The sequence below is a fragment of the Sphingomonadaceae bacterium OTU29LAMAA1 genome (assembly GCA_024072375.1).
Lineage (GTDB): Bacteria > Pseudomonadota > Alphaproteobacteria > Sphingomonadales > Sphingomonadaceae > Sphingomonas.
In genome coordinates this window covers 3177007-3194972 of the sequence record CP099617.1, presented here as the reverse complement: position 1 = coordinate 3194972, position 17966 = coordinate 3177007, and the positions used below count along the sequence as shown (strand labels likewise).

Genomic DNA, 17966 nt, shown 5'->3' with positions numbered 1-17966 from the left:
CCTTCGTTCGGGCGATCAGCCTAGCCGTGACGCTCGGCGAAATTCTGCCCGATCCCACTGCCCCAACCGCCCGCCGTGCATAGCGTATGCGGGGCCACGCGGGCCAATGCGAGCATGCGCCCCGATCACGCCGCCGGCAGCGGCAATCGATGCGTGCATTTCACCTCGGACAGGGTCGCGATCGAACGGATGTCCTCGACCCCCGGCAGCCGCAGCAGCGTGCGGAAGGTGAAATTCTGATACCAGCCCATGCTCGGCGCCAGCACCTTCAGCATCACGTCCATCTCGCCGAACAGCGTATAGGCCTCGGTGATCTCCGGACATTCCTCCACCGCCCGCATGAAGCGCTCACGCCCCTCGTCGCTCAGCCGGCCCATCTTCAGCTGCGCGAAGATGTACATGCTCTCGCCGAACTTCTCACGATCGAGCACCGCGACCTGCGCCTTGATATAGCCCTCGTCCTTCAGCCGCTGGATGCGCCGCCAGCATGGCGACTGCGACAGGCCGACGCGATCGGCGATCTCGCTCGACGATTCGGATGAGTCGATCTGCAGGCGGTCCAGGATCTTGAGGTCGAGGCGATCGAGAGTTTCAGCCATGATTATGCACGGTTCCGGCAAAACGGGGATTGAAGCTGCAGCCATCTCACCATGGGCGCGAACGATCGACAAGCTTTTGCGTGCCACCCGCATTAGGCTGGGCGCGGGGCAGGCTGACGGAGAAGCGAACATGACGCGCGACGATCTGGCAATCTTCGACAGTGACGCGGTCCGCGCCGGCCTGACCTATCCCGATTGTATCCGGGTGGTGCGGGAGGCGATGCAGGCGCTGTCCGCCGGCACCACCCGCCAGTTGCTGCGGACGATGCTGTCGCTGGGGCCGGGCCGCACCTTCGCGCAGATGCCGGGGGCCCTGGGCGAGCAGGATTTTTTCGGCACCAAGACGATCAGCGTGTTCGCCGACCCCCGATCGCCCGGTAAACGCCGTCACCGCGGCGTCGTCGTGCTGTTCGAACCCGTCGAAGGCCGCCCGGTCGCGATCGCCGATGCCGAGGAGATCACGCACATCCGCACCGCCGCGGCCAGTGCGGTCGCCACCGATGCGCTCGCCCGGGCAGACGCCACCACCTTGCTGATCGTCGGCACCGGCGGACAGGCGCACACGCACCTTCACGCACTGCCGCTGGTTCGCCGGTTCGGGCGCGTGCTGATCTGGGGCCGCTCGCCGGACAAGGTCGATGCGCTGATCGCCGCCTTCCCCGACCTCCCCTGCGAACGCGCCGACGACCTCGCAGCCGCCGCCGGCGCAGCCGACGTGATCTGTACGCTGACCACCGCCGCACAGCCGGTGATCCTCGGCGACTGGGTCCGTCCCGGCACCCACGTCAACCTCGTCGGATCGAGCGGCCCCGGCCCGGTCGAGGTCGACAGCGCCCTCGTTCTCAAGGGCCGCTACATCGCCGACAGCATTGCCTCCGCCCGCGACGCCGCCGCCGAATTCCTCGTCGTGCGCGACGCCGGCCTCGTCACCAACGCCCACATCGTCGCGGAGATCGGCGAGGTGCTGCTGCGTCGGGTTCCCGGTCGCACCCACGCCGCCGACATCACCCTCTACAAATCGCTCGGCCATGCGGTGCAGGACCTCGCCGCCGCCGCGCACCTCTACCGGAGTTCGCGGCCTTGAAGCTGATCCCCGTCGCCCTGCTCGTGGTGCTGCTCGCAAGCGCATCTGCTGCCGCAGCCCAAGTCCATGAACGCCTGTCGGTCATCGCCAATGGTGAAAAGGTCGGCAGCGTCGATGCGGTCCGCACCGGCGACCGCGTCGCGATCCATTACGACGTCAAGAACAACGGTCGCGGCCCGACGATGGACGAGGCGATCGACCTCGGCCCGGATGGATTGCCGCTGCGCTGGACCCTCGACGGCAAGGCGACGTTCGGTGGCGACGTCCACGAGCGTTTCGCCCGCGACGACGGCATCGCGCGCTGGACCGACGCGATGGGCGCGCGACAGGCGCAGGTTGACGGCGCCGCACTCTACATCGGCCAGTCGGCTAGTCCTTGGGCGCTCGGCCTCTACGCCCGTGCACTGCTCAAGGCGCCGAAGAACACGCTTCCCGCGCTGCCGGGCGGCCAGTTGCACATCGACCCGCTCGGCCCCGCAACGATCGGGACCGCACGCTATCAGGTCTATGCGATCAGCGGCATCGACCTGTCGCCCGACCTGATCCTGCTCGACGAGAAGCAGGCGCTGTTCGCCGTGCTCGACACCGGCGGTGCGACGGTTCGCGAAGGGCATGAGGGCGACGTGCCCGCGCTCTCCGCGATCGCGACCCGGCTTACCGCGCAGCGCTATGCGGCGCTCCAGCAACGTTTCGCGCATCGCGTCGATGCGCCTGTCCGTATCCGCAACGTTCGCGTGTTCGATCCCGTATCGGGCAAGCGTGGCGATCCGGTGTCGGTGGTGTTCGCCGATGGCAGGATCACCGGCATCCAGCCGCTGGATGCCCCCGCCTCACCCGGTGAAGCGCTGATCGATGGCGCGGGCGGCACGCTGATGCCGGGCCTGCACGACATGCATGCGCACGTCAGCCTCGAATCCGCGCTCCTCTATCTTGCCGCGGGTGTCACCTCGGTACGTGACATGGGCAACGACAATGCCTTTCTGCCCGACCTGATCCACCGCATCGCCGCAGGCGAGGTCGCCGGCCCGCGCATCACCGCCAACGGCTTCCTCGAAGGGCGCAGTCCGTATTCCGCGCGGCTCGGCATCGTCGCCGACAGCGAGGCCGCGGCGCTGGACGCGGTGCGCTGGTACGCCGCGCGCGGCCATTGGCAGATCAAGATCTACAACAGCATGAACCCCGCCTGGGTGCCGGCGATCACGCGCGAGGCGCATCGGCTGGGGATGACCGTCACCGGCCATATCCCTGCCTTCACTAACGCCGATGCGATGATCGGCGCCGGCTATGACGAGGTGACGCACATCAACCAGCTGATGCTCGGCTGGGTGCTCGATCCGAAGGAAGACACGCGCACGCCGCTGCGCCTGACCGCGATGAAGCGGACCGCGACGCTCGACCTTCGCAGCCCACCCGTGCAGCGGACGATCGACCTGATGGCCTCCGGCAGGATCGCGCACGATCCCACCGCAGTGACGCTCGAACTGCTGATGGGCGGCCGTGACGGCAAGCCCAATCCGGCAGTCGCCGATTATATCGACCACCTGCCGATCGGCCTGCAACGCCGTCGTCAGCAGGCGATCGCCCCGATCGCGAACGCGACCGACACCGCCGCCTACGACGGCGCGATGGCGAAGGTGAAGCAGGTGCTGAAACTGCTCCACGACCGCGGCATCCTCCTGCTCCCCGGCACCGATGACCAGACCGGCCTGTCCGTCCACCGCGAATTGCAGATCTATGCCGAGGCCGGCATCCCGATCCCCGACGTGCTCCGGTTGGCGACGCTCGCGCCGGAACACTATATGGGCCGCGACCAGCAACTCGGTTCGATTGCGCGGGGGAAACTGGCGGATTTCATCCTGCTACCCGGCGATCCGATGCGCGATCTGGGCGAACTGCACCGCATCGCGATGGTGGTGAAGGACGGCACGCTGTACTTCCCTTCGGAAATCTACCCGGCGTTCGGGGTAAAGCCATTCGCCGCCGCGCCGAAGCTGGCGCTGCCGAAGGCAACCGCCAAAGCCGCCGGCTCCGGCCCGGCGCACGATGCGATGGACGAATTCCTCTTCTGACCTGCAAACACCCGCACCTGCGCCGCCCCCGGCGTCGTTCCCTCTCCCGGCGGGAGTGGAAGCGAGGCGCGAAGCGCTTGAGACGTAACGACGACCCTCTCTCGCCGGCAGAATTACCGCCCGGCGACAACCTCCGCCACGAACCGGTGCAGATCCCCGCTCAGCGCCGCCAGCGCGTCCGCATCCTCGAACGCCGAATGGCCTGCCGCATAGCGATGAAACGCCACACGGTCCGCCGGCACGCCATGCTGCTCCACCGCGAACTGCCCCGCGTAGACAGGCGTGGTGATGTCGTAATAGCCACCGGCAGCGAACATCCGCAGCGTCGGCTTCGCTTCCATCGCCGCCTTCAGATACGGTGCGAACGACATGGCGCGATAGCTGCCGCCATATTCCTTGTCCCAGCTCCATTTGAAGTTGATGCCAAGGTTCAGGCTGCGATACGCACCCGGCACGGTATAGCCGAGCTCCTGCCCCAGATACCGCTCGATCAGCGTCGCCGTTCCCGACCCCAGCGACATCGACGGATCGTCGAACGGCGGTCGCAGCTTGCTCTCCGCGATGGCTCGCGTCGCCCGCCCGTCCAGCTGCCCGGTCCGCAACCCCTTTGCCGCGAGCAGCCCGAGCATGAAGTCGCGCCGCTCCAGCCGCAGGTCCTTCGCCTCGATCGTCGCCGCGGGGATACCGGTCAGCGCCGCCATCCGCGCGGCCACCCGCCGCTTTTCCGTCATCGGTAGCGCCGGCCCCTGCATCAACGCCGCGGCATAATCGGTCTGGGCAAAGTGCAGCGCCGCATCGTAATATTTCGCGACGGTCATGCCGCCGCGATCGATCGCGGCGTGATACCAGGCGACCGCCGCCAGCGTCGGGAACAGCACCACGTCGGACACCACCGGTCCGTCGCTGTCGCCGACGGCCAGCGACAACAGCACGATGCCATCGGGCAGCGCCTTCTTGGCCGCCATCGTCTCGTTGAGGATCGCGAGCGCGCGCGCCGTGCCATAGCTTTCACCGACCAGCAGCACCGGCGAGCCCGTCCGCCCGTTCGCCGCCAACCAGCGTTCGATCATCGACCCGACGCCCCGCGCATCGCCGCCGACCCCGAAATAGGCGGATGCATCCTTGCCCTTGATCGGCATCGACGCGCCGGTGCCGACCGGATCGATGAACACCAGATCGGCGATGTCCAGCAGGGTGAAGCGATTGTCCTCCAGATGCGCCGCGTCGCCGCTGCCGACCATCCGTCGCGGCCCGAAGGCCTGCATGTGCAACGGCGACGACGACGCGCCCGGTCCGCCGTTGAACACGAACAGCACCGGCCGCTTCGCTCCACCTTCGGCGACATAGGCGTAGCTGACGCCGACCGCGACGGGTGTGCCGTCCGCGCCCGGCATCGGCTGTTCACTGACGATCGCACGATAGGCGAAGGGCTTGCCGCCCAGCGTGATGCGGTGCCGCGTCGTCACCACCCGCGCGCTGGTGGCATCGCGCGGAACCATCGGCTCCATCGCCCGCAGGAAGGCCGGCGACATCGGCGCATTGCCCTCGTCCTGCGCATGCAGCGCATCCGGCGTGAGCAGCAGCGCGGCAAGGGGAGCGAGACGGCGCATCGGCAGGAGCCTTTCGTTCGGGGTCACGCGCGGGGCAGCACGGCGAGCAGGCGCTCGATATCGTCCATGGTGTTGAACACCGACGGACTGATGCGGAAGCGATTGCGCGACAGCGTGATCTGCACCTTGGCCGCCTTGAGCGGCGTGGCCAGACGCTCGCGCGCGCCCTCCAGCACGCAGGTGACGAGCGGCGTCCGGCTTTCCGGCGGCGTCACGACGGTATAGCCGCGGCTCGCCAGTCCGGTATGCAGGCGCTGCAACAGGGGCTGGCGATATGCCGTCATCCGATCGACGCCCAGCGTCAGGATACGCTCCAGCGAATAGTCGAGCATCGCAGATACCGCATGCGCATGGGTGCCGCCCGCGAACAGCCCCTCCATATCGGGACGACGCGTCACGTCGGCGATCGGATAATCCGCCTTCGTTGCCGGTGCATCGAACGGATAGACGTGCGGGTCGAACCCGGCGAGCTGGTAATAGCCGTGGCGTGTCCGCCGCAATCGATCGTGCAGGTCAGCGCGGACGTAGAGGAAGCCCAGACCGAAATCCCCCATCAGCCATTTATAGCTGGCGCAGGCGGCGAAATCGACGTTGCTCGCCCGCACGTCGATCGGCACCGTGCCCGCGGCATGGATGATGTCGGCATAGACCAGCGCGCCTTTGGCATGCGCGATCGCGCACACCTGCTTCAGGTCGTGCTCGAAGCCATTGTAGGTCGACACCAGCGACAGCGCGACCAGCCGCGTGCCCGGCACGATCGCGCGCTCGATGTCGTCGATCGCGATCCGGTTCGCGCGGGGGCGGAGCCAGACGACCTCGACGCCCTGTCTGGCCAGTTCCTCGTACAGGTAGAACGACCCGAAGAAGTGCAGCGTATCGATGACGATCCGCCCCGTCTCGCGTGGAAAGCCGAGCGCATCGATGATCGCCTGCTCGCCCGCCGTGGTGCTCTGGACGAAGGCGATCTCCGCTGACGTCGCGTTGATGAGCCTCGCGAAGTTCGCCTTTACCCGCTCCTCGACCGCATCCGTCGCGAAATACCCGTCCATCGTCGCGCGCTGATCGAGATAGACCCGCGCCGCGTCACGTGCTCCGATCGGCACGGGGTGCATTGTCCCGCTATCGAGGTAGGTGCCCGGCATCGGCGCGAAGCTCGTCCGGTCGGGCAAGGTCGCTGGCACCGCCGCCGCGCCGCGCGCCGCCAGCGGCAGGGCCGCAGTCCCAGCCAGCATGTCGCGCCGTGTCACCCCGTTGGCCGCCATCGTTCCCCCCGTCGACGGCAGCGTAGCGCAATCCGCTCGCATAGATATTGCGTCCTCGGCGGCGCGTGATGCCCGAGGTGGTGGGACGCGGTTCGCGACCGTCCTCCTGCGCATAAACATTCCACAACTTACCCGCTACCCAGCGGTGAGGGAGTAGCGCGATGATGCGATGGGGTTTGACGATGCTGGTTCTGGCCGCGACGGCGATGCCTGCAAGCGCCCGCACCTGTGCCGCCGATGCGGTGGAAACCCGGCATGACGCCATGATCGCCGGCAAGCGCATCGCCTATATCGCCTGTGTCGGCGCACTGCCGGTCCGGATCGGCGAGGCCAGAGCGCAGATCGTCTATACCGCCTATCTCGTCCCCGGTCGCATCCCCCGTCACAGGCGCCCGCTCAGCTTCGTCTGGAACGGCGGCCCGGGCGCCGATTCCCGCACGCTCCATTTCCATGCCGTCGGCCCGCGTATCATCCGTGACGGCAAGCTCGTCGACAATCCCGCCAGCCCGCTCGCCACCACCGATCTCGTCTTCGTCGATCCGGTCGGCACCGGCTTCAGCCGCGCCGCCATCCCGGCGCAGGCCAGCGCCTTCTACGGCACCGTCGCCGACATTGCCGCCACCGCCGACTTCGTGCGCGGCTTTCGCGACCGGTACGCTCGCCGCGCCAGCCCGCTCGCCCTCGTCGGCGAAAGCTTCGGCACGTGGCGCGCATCGGGCGTCGCGGAAGCGCTGGTCGACCAGCGCATCCCCGTCAGCGGCGTCGCGCTGATCTCCGGCGGTATCCCGCTGGGCGAGGAGAAACACGGAGAACGCCGCCGCGCGCTGTCGCTGGTCAACCGCACCGCCACCGCCTTCGCGCTCGGCAAGCTGTCGCCCGACCTCCAGCGCGATCAGGCGAAGACCCTCGCCGAGGTGCAACGCTGGGCGGAGACCACTTACGCCCCCGCCCTCGCCGCGCCTGCCGCCCTCGACGCTGCACAGCGGACCGCGATCGTCGCGGCGCTCGCCCGCTATCAGGGCCTAGCCCCCGCCACGATCGATGCGAAGACGCTCTGGGTATCTCCCCGCGACTTCCGCACCCGCCTGCTCGCCGGGGAAGGCAAGACGCTCGGCATCTTCGACATGCGCCAGTCCGCCAGTCCCGACACCGCCGGCGAAGACGCGATCGCCATAGCCTATTACCGCACCCAGCTCGGCTACACCGCCGGGAGCTACGCCGGCATCGACGATCCCGCCGCAGATGTCGGCGGCCAGTGGCGATACGACCAGTCGCCGATCACGAAGGCATCGCTCGCCCGCGCCATGGCTGGCGAAGGGCCGCCCAGCGCCTCGCAGCCCTGGATCCAGCGCGCGATGGCCAAGAACCAGGCCTTGCGCGTCTGGGTCGCCACCGGGCTGTACGATTCCCTCAACAGCTGCGCCGGCAATGCCGCGACCGTGGCCGCCCTTCCCGCCGGGCTGCCACAGCGGTTTACGCTGCGCTGCTATGCGGGTGGTCACATGATGTATGAAGACCCGCGCGAAACGCGCCGGTTCGGCAACGAACTCTCCGCCTTTCTAGGGCAGGGCGCATAAATTTTGCGCGCCGGATGCGAAGTCCTGCCATTTTGAACCCCAGGTCATCGTATCGGCCTCACCAACGCCGAAAATTGCCCCGTCATTCCCGCTATCCTTCCCGGCACGGATCGATCGCAGACGGCCAAGCCGCACCGATCGTCGAACACGCGACAAGAAGGGGGCTTCATGCAGCACGCACATAACGGGATGATCCGGGGACTGATGGCATCGACGGCGGTTCTCGCCGCACTGGTCGCGACGCCGGCCTTCGCCCAGCAAGCCGCCGCCCAGCAAGCACCCGCCGACCAATCGATCGCGACCAGTGCCGATGCCGCCCCCGACGCCGACGACGCCATCGTCGTCACCGGATCGCGAATCCGCCGCGCCGGCCTCGACAATGCCGCTCCGGTCGCGGAGATCACCACGCAGACGATTACCGATCGCGGCTTCATCACCGCCGCCGATGCGCTCAACAACCTGCCCTCGAACGCGCCGGTCCTCAACCAGGCGGACGGCAGCGGCAACGCCAGCGGTCCGGGCTATCAGGCGCCCAACCTGTTCAACCTCGGGCCGGGCCGCACGCTGACATTGTTCAACGGCCGCCGCATGGTCACCACCGGATCGGGCATCGGCTCGGCGGATGGCGTCGGCAATGCCTTCGTCGATGCGAACATCATCCCGCTCGGATTGCTCGACCGGGTCGAAGTCTATCAGGGCGGCGGCGCGGCGGTGTATGGATCGGATGCCATCGCCGGCGTCGTCAACTATATCGTCAAGAAAGACTTTTCGGGCCTCGAACTCGATGCACAGAACGGCATTTCCAGCCGCGGCGATTATGCCACGCACAGCCTGCGTGCCACCGCCGGCGTCAACTTCGGCGGCGGTCGCGGCAATGTCGCGATCGACCTCGGCTATTCGAAGTCGCCGACGCTGCTGTTCGGTGCCCGCCCGCTTTCCAACCTCGGCCGGCTGACCGTCAGCAACACCGCGGACACCGGTCCCGCGGACGGCATCCCGGCGGTGAAGGAAATCTTCAACGCCGCCTTCTGGCCATTCAACAGCAACGGCGTGATCTTCACGCGCGCCGCGCCGGTCAGCCAGTTTCTGGCGCGCAGCGGCGGCAACGCGCTGCAATTCTCGCCGGACGGCAGCGTCATCCCGTACAACACCGGCGTCTTGCAGGGCATTCCCTTCGCCGCGGGCGGCGACGGCTTCAAATATCAGGCGCTCGCGGGCCTGCGCACCGGCGTGGAGCGCTACACCGCCAATCTGGTCGGCCATTACGACCTGACCGATCGCATCTCCATTTCGACCGAATTGCTCTACGCCCGCACCATCGGGACGGAAATCCCGCAGGGCAACAGCTATACCACGCTCAATGCCGGCGCGTATAACGGTCCGGTCGTCTTCACCAACGCCAACCCCTATCTGTCGACGCAGGCGCGCACCCTGCTCGGCGCCGCCAACCCGGCGTTCGCCGGCGGCGCGCCGCTGTACCTGTCCAAGTATTTTTACGACCTGACGCCGGCGAACGACCAGACGACGCGAACGGACACGTATCGCGCGGCATTGGCGCTGGAGGGCGACTTCGACGTCGGTGCCCGCAACTTCTACTGGTCGCTCGCCGGCAGCTATGCGCGTGTCGAGGGTGCGCAGCGGAGCTGGCAGGTGGTCAACAGCCGTTTCCAGAACGCGATCAACGCGGTGTCGAGCGGTGGCCAGATCGTCTGCGCGATCAATGCCGACGCCAATCCGTCGAACAACGATGCCGCCTGCGCACCGATCAACCCGTTCGGCGACGGCAACGTCAGCGCCGCGGCGCGCAATTACGTCAGCACCCGCGCCGGCACCGACTGGACCAACGAACAGGCGGACCTGCTCGCCACGCTCGGCGGCACGCTCGCCACACTGCCGACCGGCAATGCCGACTTCAGCATCGCCTACGAACACCGCGACGAACGCGCCCGCTTCGACCCGCTCGCCGCCAACCGGCTCGGCAGCTTCGGCACGGGGGTGCGTCAGGTCGGCCAGTCCGGCGGCTACAACACCGACGAGATGTCGGCCGAGCTGATCGTCCCGCTGATCGGCAAGGACTTCCAGTTGCCGCTGGTCCGCCTGCTCGAGGCGAAGGGCGCGTTCCGCTACGTCGACAACAGCTATGCCGGGCATGAGAACGTCTGGGATCTCGGGCTGCGCTGGGAAGTCGTTCGCGGCGTGACGCTGCGCGGATCGCGCAGCCGCAACTTCCGCGCGCCGACGCTGACGCAATTGCTCGCACCCTCGGCCAGCGGCCTCGACTCGACGGGATTCGATCCCTGCGACGCCGATCGCATCACCGGCGGCCCCAACCCCGCCCAGCGCCGCGCCAGCTGCCTTGCGCTGTTCACCGCCAATCCGGGCTATGGCGTCGATGCCGACGGCACCGGCCGGGGTTTGAGCGCCGCCGCCCGCCTCGCCCGCTTCCAGAACCCGTCCGAGAATTTCGCCCGCGCCACGGTGACCACCGGCGGCAATCCGGCGCTGCGCAACGAAATCTCGAACACCTGGACCTATGGCATCCTGCTCCAGCCGCGGATGATCCCCGGCCTGACGATCAGCGCCGACCGGATCGAGATCGACCTGAAGGACGGCCTGTCCGCCTTCACGACGCAGGATTTCACCGCCGCCTGCTATGACGATCCCAATCCGGCGGCGGGCGTGTGCAGCGCCTTCACCCGCATCGCCACCAGCGACGGGCTCAGCCCCGGCGGCACCATCGCGACGGGCACCACCACCACCTTCAACGCCGGTGTCATCCGCTATCGCGGTGAAAACTACATGGTCGATTACCAGTTCGCGATCGGCGACCTCTTGCGCACCAGCGATCTCGGCCGCCTGCAACTGACCGCGTCGGCGACGCACAACACGCTGCTGACCACCTCGGTCACCGGCACCACCTTCGTGCGCAGCGACGGCACCTATCTGTCGCCGACCTGGGTCGGGCGGTTCAACGCCGCCTATAGCAAGGGGCCGCTGCGCCTGACCTATCAGCTGCAATATCGCGACCGGACCGCGGCGGGATCGAACGTGTCGATCGAAACCACGCCCAATCCCGTCCTTGCCCGCAACATCGTCCACGACGTGTCGGCGCAGGTCGATCTCGGCAGCGTCGCGCTGCGCCTCGGCGTCGACAACCTGACCGACAAGGACCCGTCCTATCCGCAGATCGCCTATGGCGATATCGTCGGCCGGCGCTTCTACGCCGGTGCGCGGATCAAATTGCAGTGACGGTATCGCCCGGCCGCAGCGCCGGGCGACCCGCCCATCGCGCCTCATGACGAGCGGATACGGACCCCTCACGATGACCCGGCCGGATACCCCCGACCCTGCCCCTGCCGCTGCGGCGATGACCGAAAGCTATTCGGCCTGGATCCGCCGGGTGATCCGTGCCGTCCGCTCCGAACGCAAGCTGCTGGTCGGCCTGTTCGACAGCTCGGTCCCCGAACCCGTCGAGCATCTGCGCCGGATCGTGGTGGAGGGGTTCGGCGAGACGATCACCTCGCGCTACACCAGCGCCTTCACCAGCGGTAATCCCTATGTCGTCGCACAGCTCGCGCGGCATTATGCGGTGCCGGCGGAGCGGATCGTCTGCACCACCGGTGCGACCGGTGCGCTGTCGCTGGTCTATCGCGCGATGCTGGAACCCGGCGACCGCATGCTGGTGGAAAATCCGGGATTCGACCTGTTCCACAAGATCGCCGAAACCTATGGCTATGGCGTCGATTTCTTTCAGCGTCGGGGCGACGATTTCACGATCGACGTGGAGGCGCTGGCCGCCGCGATCACCCCGCGCACGCGGCTGATCGTCCTGTCCAACCTGCACAATCCATCCGGCATGGCGCTGTCCGCCGACACGCTGGCGGCGATCGGCGCATTGGCGCAGGCGCGCGGCATCCACGTCATCGCCGACGAAGTGTATGGCGATTACGTCGACGCGTCGCTCCGCCCGCCGCCCGCGGTGCAATCGTCGCCCGCGTTCATCAGCATCAGCAGCCTGACCAAGTCGCACGGGCTGAGTACGCTGCGCTGTGGCTGGATCGTCGCGGCGGACGGCCCGATCGCCAGGATCCGCGCGCTCGCCGAGGAGATCGACTTCGGCGTTTCGAACCTGTCGCACGCCGTCGCCGCCCTGGTGCTCGAACATCCCGGGATATTCGAGGCGTATCGAGCCGACATCATGCGCCGCGCCCGACCGATCATGGCCTCCTATCACGCGCATTGGCGCGAGCGGGGGCTGGTCGCCGGCACGCTGCCGCCGTTCGGCTGCATCGCCTTTCCACGACTGGTCGGGATCGACGATACCGTACATTTTTCCGAATGGCTGGCCGATCGCTGCGGCGTCATCGTCGCGCCGGGCGAGTATTTCGGGGCGCCCGGCCATATCCGCATCGGCTTCGCGCGGGCGCCCGCGGATGTCGATTACGGCTTGCAGGCGCTGACCGATGGCCTGATCCGCTACCGCGATCGGCATGACGGGGGGAAGGCATAGGATGATCGTCCGGGCGGCGCTGGGATTGGCGATGCTGATCGCCGGGGCCATTGCTGCGGCCCAGGGTTCACCCCCGGCCCCGACGATCAAGGCGCGCAGCGAACAGATCGCCGTCATCCACGGGCAGCGGTTCGCCTATACCGCCGAAGTCGGACTGGTTCCGGTCGCCAGCAAACCCGGCAGGCCGGACGCGACCGGCGGCTATATCTCGTACAGCCGCGCCGCCGGTGCGGATCGTCCGGTCCTGTTCGTCTTCAACGGCGGGCCCGGCGCGGCCTCCGCCTACCTCCAGATGGGCGCGCTCGGCCCCTATCGCGCGCACGTTCCGCAGGACCCGGCCGCTCCCCTGCCCGCCGCCGTCGATGTCACCGCCAATCCCGACACGTTGCTCGACGTCGCCGATCTCGTCTTCCTCGATCCGCCCGGCACCGGATTTTCCGTGCTGTCCGCCGACGCCGACACCGCCTTCTATCGTTCGGTAAAGGGCGATGCGGACGCGGTGGCGCAACTCGCCCGCGGCTGGCTCGCCGCGCATCGCCGCGACCGTGCGCCGATCTACATCCTCGGCGAAAGCTACGGCACGATCCGCGCCGCCGCGATGGTCGATGCCCTGCGCGAACAGGATCCGGCGCTGACTCTGCGCGGCGTCCTGTTGCTCGGGCAGGCGCTCAACATGATCGAGACATCGCAGCGGCCGGACAATGTCGTCACCTATCCGGTGTCGCTGCCGACGCTGGCCGCCATCGCCTGCTATCACCACATCCGCCCCGCGCCGTGCACGCCGCAGGACAGCGCACGCGAGGCGTCGGCCTATGCCGAACCCTATCTCGCCGCGCTGTTCCGCGGCCGTGCGCTCGATGCCGCCAGCCGCGATGCGGTCGCGACGAAGCTGGAAGCGCTCACCGGCATTCCCCGCACCTATTACCTCGCCCACGACCTGCGCATCTCGAAGGAGCAGTTTCGCGTCGAACTGCTCCGTGCGCAAGGGACGGTGCTGGGCCGCTACGATGCCCGCTACGTCGCAGCGCGGGCCGCCGATGCCGGCGATACCGTCGGTGCCGATGCCTTTTCCGCGGTATCCGATCGCTACGGCAAGGCGGTGATCGGCCAGCTGACGCGAATCGGCGTCGCCGATGCCGCCGGCTACCGCGTGATCGTGCGCGGCGGTGACGACTGGCGCTACGGGTCGGGCGATTCGCCGTTCAACGACTGGCCGTTCATGGCCCGGCTGGAACAGGCGATGACCGCCACGCCCGGCCTGCGGCTGTTCGTCGGCACCGGTCTCTACGATCTCACCACCACCGTCGGTGCGGCGGATTACCTGTTCGCGCAAAGCACATTGACGCCGGATCGCTACCACAACGCGCGCTACCCCGCCGGCCATGTCGCCTATTCGGACGACGCGAGCTGGCGGCTGCTGATGCGCGACCTGCGCGCGTTCCTTGCCGCCGGAGCCGCGCATTGACCGACGCGAAGCTTGCGAGGGGAATCGACCTGTGGGGCGTCGTCGCGCTCGGGCTCGGCACCGCGGTCGGCGTGTCGATCTTTTCGGCGATCGCGCCCGCCGCCCGGATCGCGGGTCCGGCGATGCTGCTGTCGGCATTGCTCGCCGCGCTGCCGATGTATCTGATCGCGGTCAGCTACGCGTTCCTCGGTTCGGCGTATCCGGTGTCGGGCGCATCGTTCGTCTGGCCGGCGCGCTTCCTCCATCCCGCCTGGGGCTTCCATATCGGCTGGGCACGCATCGTCGCCAACGTCGGCGCGATCGTCGTCCTCGCGCTGGTGCTCGTCAAATACGCCGCGATGCTGGTGCCGCTGCCGACGAAGCCGACGATGCTCGCGGTGCTGCTGCTCGCGCTCCTCGCGAACCTGTTCGGCGTCCATATCGCCACGCGGGTGCAGAAGGTCCTGCTCGTCGGCATGCTGATCCTGTTCGCCGTCTTCGTCGTCTGGGGCGGCGCGACGGCGGTCGACACGGCACGGTTGCGACCCGTCTTCCCGCACGGCGTCCACGGCATGATCGCCGCGACTCCCTTGCTGATGGGCCTGTTCTTCGGGATCGAGGCCGCGACCGAGGCAGGATCGGAGGTCGCGGACAGCCGCCGGACGATCCCGCTCGGGATCGCACTGTCGATCGGTTCGGCGACCTTGCTGTATCTGGCGGTGGGCTTCGTCGCGCTGGGCGTGCTCGGTGGCGACGCGCTGGGGGCCAGCGAGGCGCCGATCCTCGATGCCGCTAGACGCTTCATGGGCCCTGCCGCGACCCCGCTGATCGTGCTGGCGGCGGTGCTGTCGATCGGCAAGTCGCTCAATGCCCTCTTCGCGATGTTCAGCCGCAGCCTCTACGCCATGGGCCAGTCCGGCATGCTGCCCTCCGCCCTCGGCCGGGTTCATCCGCGCTGGCAGACGCCGCATGTGGCGCTGTTCGCCGTGTTCCTGCTCGGCTGCGTCGGCCTGCTGCTGCCGATGGAACTGACCTTCCTGTTCCTGGCGGTGAACATCCCCAATCTGCTGAAATACGGCAGCATCTGCCTTGCCGCCGCGCGCGTCGTCGAACGCCACCCCGACCTGTACGAGGCGGCCGCGTTCAAGTTCGGCCGGCGGACGATGCGCGCGCTGGGCTACGCCGGTGCGGGGTGCGCCACCGTCCTGATCTTCGTCGGGATGGAAGCGGACTGGCGACCCTATGCGCTGCTTCTCATCTGGATGCTTTGCGGGCTGGGCTTCCTGAAGCTGCGGACACGGGCGCACCGGCGAACGGACACGTCGGGTTGACATCACCTGTTCATCCCTGCTGTCGCACCTGCACAAGGGCCATTTCGGCCATAGGAATCATCTGATGCGTAAGTTCGTGCTGCCGATCATGTTCGGTTTCGCCGCTACCCTGCCCCATGCTGCCAGCGCGCAGGATGCCAGCTTCTACAATTGCCAGAACGATCGCGTCCGGGTCGCCATCGCGCCGATGCGGCTGGACAAGGCGATCGCAAAGTTCACCAGCGTCACCCGCTGCCCGGTTTCGATCGATACGGACATGGTGAAGGGCCGGCCGACCCGTACGATGAGGACCGGTCTGGCCAAGGGCAATCTGACCCCCGAACAGGCACTTGTCCGCATGTTGCGCACCACGCCGCTGAAGGCCAGGCCGATCCATGGCGGCTTTTCGGTCGCCCGATAAGGCACCGCACGTTCCGGCAGCACGGGCCTGAAAACGCCCGCGCTGCCGGACGCGCATCGCCGGCGCGGTTGGCAGCGGACGGCACCTGCGCATATGAGGTGTCATGCGGATCGCGATCATCGATACCAGCACGACCCGTGCCGCCATCATCTCGGATGGCCTGCGTGAGGCGGGGCTCGGCGATCTCGCGCTGATCGATCCCGCCGGCCCGCTGCTCGCGCAGCTCGAGGCGGCCCGGCCCGAGGTGGTGCTGGTCAACCTCGAAAACCCCAGTCGCGACATGCTGGAGGATTATTTCGCGATGAGCCGCGCGCTGGCCCGGCCGATCGCGATGTTCGTCGACCAGAGCGACGCGGAATCCACCGCGGCCGCGGTCGATGCGGGCGTTTCCGCCTATATCGTCGACGGGCTCGCCAAGCAGCGGATCAAGCCGGTGCTCGACCTCGCCATCCGCCGGTTTCAGGCCTTCGCGCGGTTGCAGACCGAACTGGCGGAGGCGAAGAGCGCGCTGGCGGACCGGCAGGCGGTGGACCGGGCGAAGGCGATCCTGATGAAGCGGCGCGGGCTGGACGAGCCGGCGGCCTATGCGCTGCTGCGCAGTCACGCGATGCAGTCCAACCGGCGGATCGCCGAGATCGCGGACGCCATTGTCACCAGCGATGCGCTGATGGGAGATTTGTGATGTTCCGCATCGGTTTCCTGCCGCTGGTCGATGCCGCGCTGCCGATCCTGGCGCACGAACAGGGGTTTGCCGCGGCCGAGGGCGTGCGCATCGAGCTGGTGCGCGACCTGACGTGGGCGACGGTGCGCGACCGCTTGTTGTACGGGCATACGGATGCCGCGCACCTGATCGCGCCGCTGGCGATCGCGACCAGTCTGGGACGGGGGCGGCCGGCGGTGTCGCTGAGCGTGCCGTTCGTGCTGGGGCTGAACGGGAATGCGGTGACGCTGTCGACGGCGCTGGCGGCGGCGGTGGAGCTTGGCGGGGGGCTGGCGGATCCGGTGGCGCTGGGCGCGCGGCTGCGGACGGTGGCGGTGGAGCGGGCGGCGGCGGGAACGCGGCTACGGTTCGGGGTGGTGCATCGCTATTCCAGCCACAATTACATGCTGCGCTATTGGCTGGCGGCGGTGGGTATCCAGCCCGATCGCGACGTCGAGATCGTCGTGACCAGCCCGCCCTTCGCCGCCGATGCGCTGGCGGCGGGCGAGGTCGACGGCATCTGCGTCGGCGAGCCGTGGAACAGCATCGCGGTCGATCGCGGGGTCGGGCGGATCGCGATGGTCACCGCGCAGATCTGGCGGCGGGGCGTGGAGAAGGTGCTGGCGCTGCGCAGCGATACGGTGGCGGAGCGGGGCGAGGAGGTCGCGGCGCTGATCCGCGCGCTGCACCGGGCCGCGGCACATTTCGTCGCGCCGGACACGGCGGAGGACAGCGCGGCGATTCTGTCGCGTCCGGAATATTGCAATGCGCCGCCGGAGACGGTGCTGCGCGCGATTACGGACCGGGTGCGGCTGACGCGCGATGCGGAGGCGCTGCACATTCCGGATTTCATGTTCCAGTACCGGGAGGCGGCGAACTTCCCGTGGCGCAGTCAGGCCGCGTGGCTCTATTCGCAGATGACGCGGTGGGACGGCACGCCGTTCTCCGCGGCGGAGGCGAAGGCGGCGGAAGGAGTGTTTCGGCCGGACCTGTACCGGGCGGCGCTGGCGGGATCGTCGGCGACCCTGCCGGGCGCGAGTTCGAAGATGGAAGGGTCGATCGGGGAAGCGACCGGAGTGGGCGCGACGCAGGGGCGGCTGATCCTGGGAAGTGACCGGTTCTTCGACGGACGGGCGTTCGATCCGGACGAGATACCGGCCTATCTCGCCGGGCTGGCGGGGTAGCGGCGCGGCCGATGATTTGCTGCATGTGCGAAATGCACTTGCGCAGACCCTGCGAATCAGGCAGCTTTCGAATCGTCGGGCAATGATGCCGGACACGAAATAGACGCAGCGCCTTTCCAACGGGGGGCAGGCTCTGCGGCGACGGGACGGCGGTGACGCCACCCGTCCACGGCAACGAAGCCGCCAGGATGCAGCC

General features: G+C 68.0%; 13 protein-coding genes. 10 read left to right on the top strand and 3 right to left on the bottom strand.

What is annotated here, in order from left to right:
• Positions 1-125: 125 nt before the first annotated feature.
• The gene (locus NF699_15365; protein USU04408.1) at positions 126-599 is read right to left on the bottom strand and encodes an Lrp/AsnC family transcriptional regulator; all 474 of its coding nucleotides are present in this window, start codon (positions 597-599) and stop codon (positions 126-128) included.
• A gap of 130 nt (positions 600-729) precedes the next feature.
• Here NF699_15365 and NF699_15360 point away from each other — a divergent pair, with 130 nt between their 5' ends.
• Both NF699_15360 and NF699_15355 read left to right on the top strand, forming a co-directional pair.
• Positions 730-1683, top strand: coding sequence for an ornithine cyclodeaminase family protein (locus tag NF699_15360; GenBank protein USU04407.1), 954 nt, complete (start codon positions 730-732; stop codon positions 1681-1683).
• On the top strand, positions 1680-3752 hold the full coding sequence (locus NF699_15355) for an amidohydrolase family protein (GenBank protein ID USU04406.1): 2073 nt from the start codon (positions 1680-1682) through the stop codon (positions 3750-3752). The genes NF699_15360 and NF699_15355 overlap by 4 nt, the downstream gene beginning before the upstream one ends.
• A gap of 113 nt (positions 3753-3865) precedes the next feature.
• On the opposite strand, the gene NF699_15350 is transcribed toward NF699_15355, so the two are convergent.
• Together NF699_15350 and NF699_15345 are read right to left on the bottom strand one after the other, a co-directional pair.
• Positions 3866-5362, bottom strand: a complete 1497-nt coding sequence (locus NF699_15350) for a peptidase S10 (GenBank protein USU04405.1) — start codon at positions 5360-5362, stop codon at positions 3866-3868.
• Between the two features lie 23 nt (positions 5363-5385).
• Positions 5386-6624, bottom strand: a complete 1239-nt coding sequence (locus tag NF699_15345) for an aminotransferase class V-fold PLP-dependent enzyme (protein ID USU04404.1) — start codon at positions 6622-6624, stop codon at positions 5386-5388.
• Between the two features lie 161 nt (positions 6625-6785).
• On the opposite strand from NF699_15345, the gene NF699_15340 reads away from it, so the two are divergent.
• The 8 genes from NF699_15340 (at position 6786) to NF699_15305 (ending at position 17770) form a co-directional block, all read left to right on the top strand.
• Positions 6786-8201, top strand: coding sequence for a peptidase S10 (locus NF699_15340; GenBank protein USU04403.1), 1416 nt, complete (start codon positions 6786-6788; stop codon positions 8199-8201).
• Between the two features lie 168 nt (positions 8202-8369).
• Positions 8370-11450 (top strand): TonB-dependent receptor, encoded by a 3081-nt coding sequence (locus NF699_15335; GenBank protein USU04402.1) that lies wholly within the window; start codon positions 8370-8372, stop codon positions 11448-11450.
• A gap of 73 nt (positions 11451-11523) precedes the next feature.
• Entirely contained in the window at positions 11524-12711 is a 1188-nt protein-coding gene (locus NF699_15330) for a pyridoxal phosphate-dependent aminotransferase (GenBank protein ID USU04401.1), read from the top strand.
• 1 nt (position 12712) lies between these two features.
• Positions 12713-14176, top strand: coding sequence for a septum formation initiator (locus NF699_15325; GenBank protein USU04400.1), 1464 nt, complete (start codon positions 12713-12715; stop codon positions 14174-14176).
• Positions 14173-15486, top strand: coding sequence for an APC family permease (locus tag NF699_15320; GenBank protein ID USU04399.1), 1314 nt, complete (start codon positions 14173-14175; stop codon positions 15484-15486). Before NF699_15325 ends, NF699_15320 begins: the two co-directional genes overlap by 4 nt.
• 64 nt (positions 15487-15550) lie before the next feature.
• Entirely contained in the window at positions 15551-15886 is a 336-nt protein-coding gene (locus NF699_15315) for an STN domain-containing protein (protein ID USU04398.1), read from the top strand.
• A gap of 103 nt (positions 15887-15989) precedes the next feature.
• Positions 15990-16568 carry an ANTAR domain-containing protein gene (locus NF699_15310; GenBank protein USU04397.1) on the top strand — a complete coding sequence of 193 codons (579 nt, stop codon included), beginning with the start codon at positions 15990-15992 and terminating at the stop codon, positions 16566-16568.
• The gene (locus NF699_15305; protein USU04396.1) at positions 16568-17770 is read left to right on the top strand and encodes an ABC transporter substrate-binding protein; all 1203 of its coding nucleotides are present in this window, start codon (positions 16568-16570) and stop codon (positions 17768-17770) included. The genes NF699_15310 and NF699_15305 overlap by 1 nt, the downstream gene beginning before the upstream one ends.
• Positions 17771-17966: the final 196 nt, after the last annotated feature.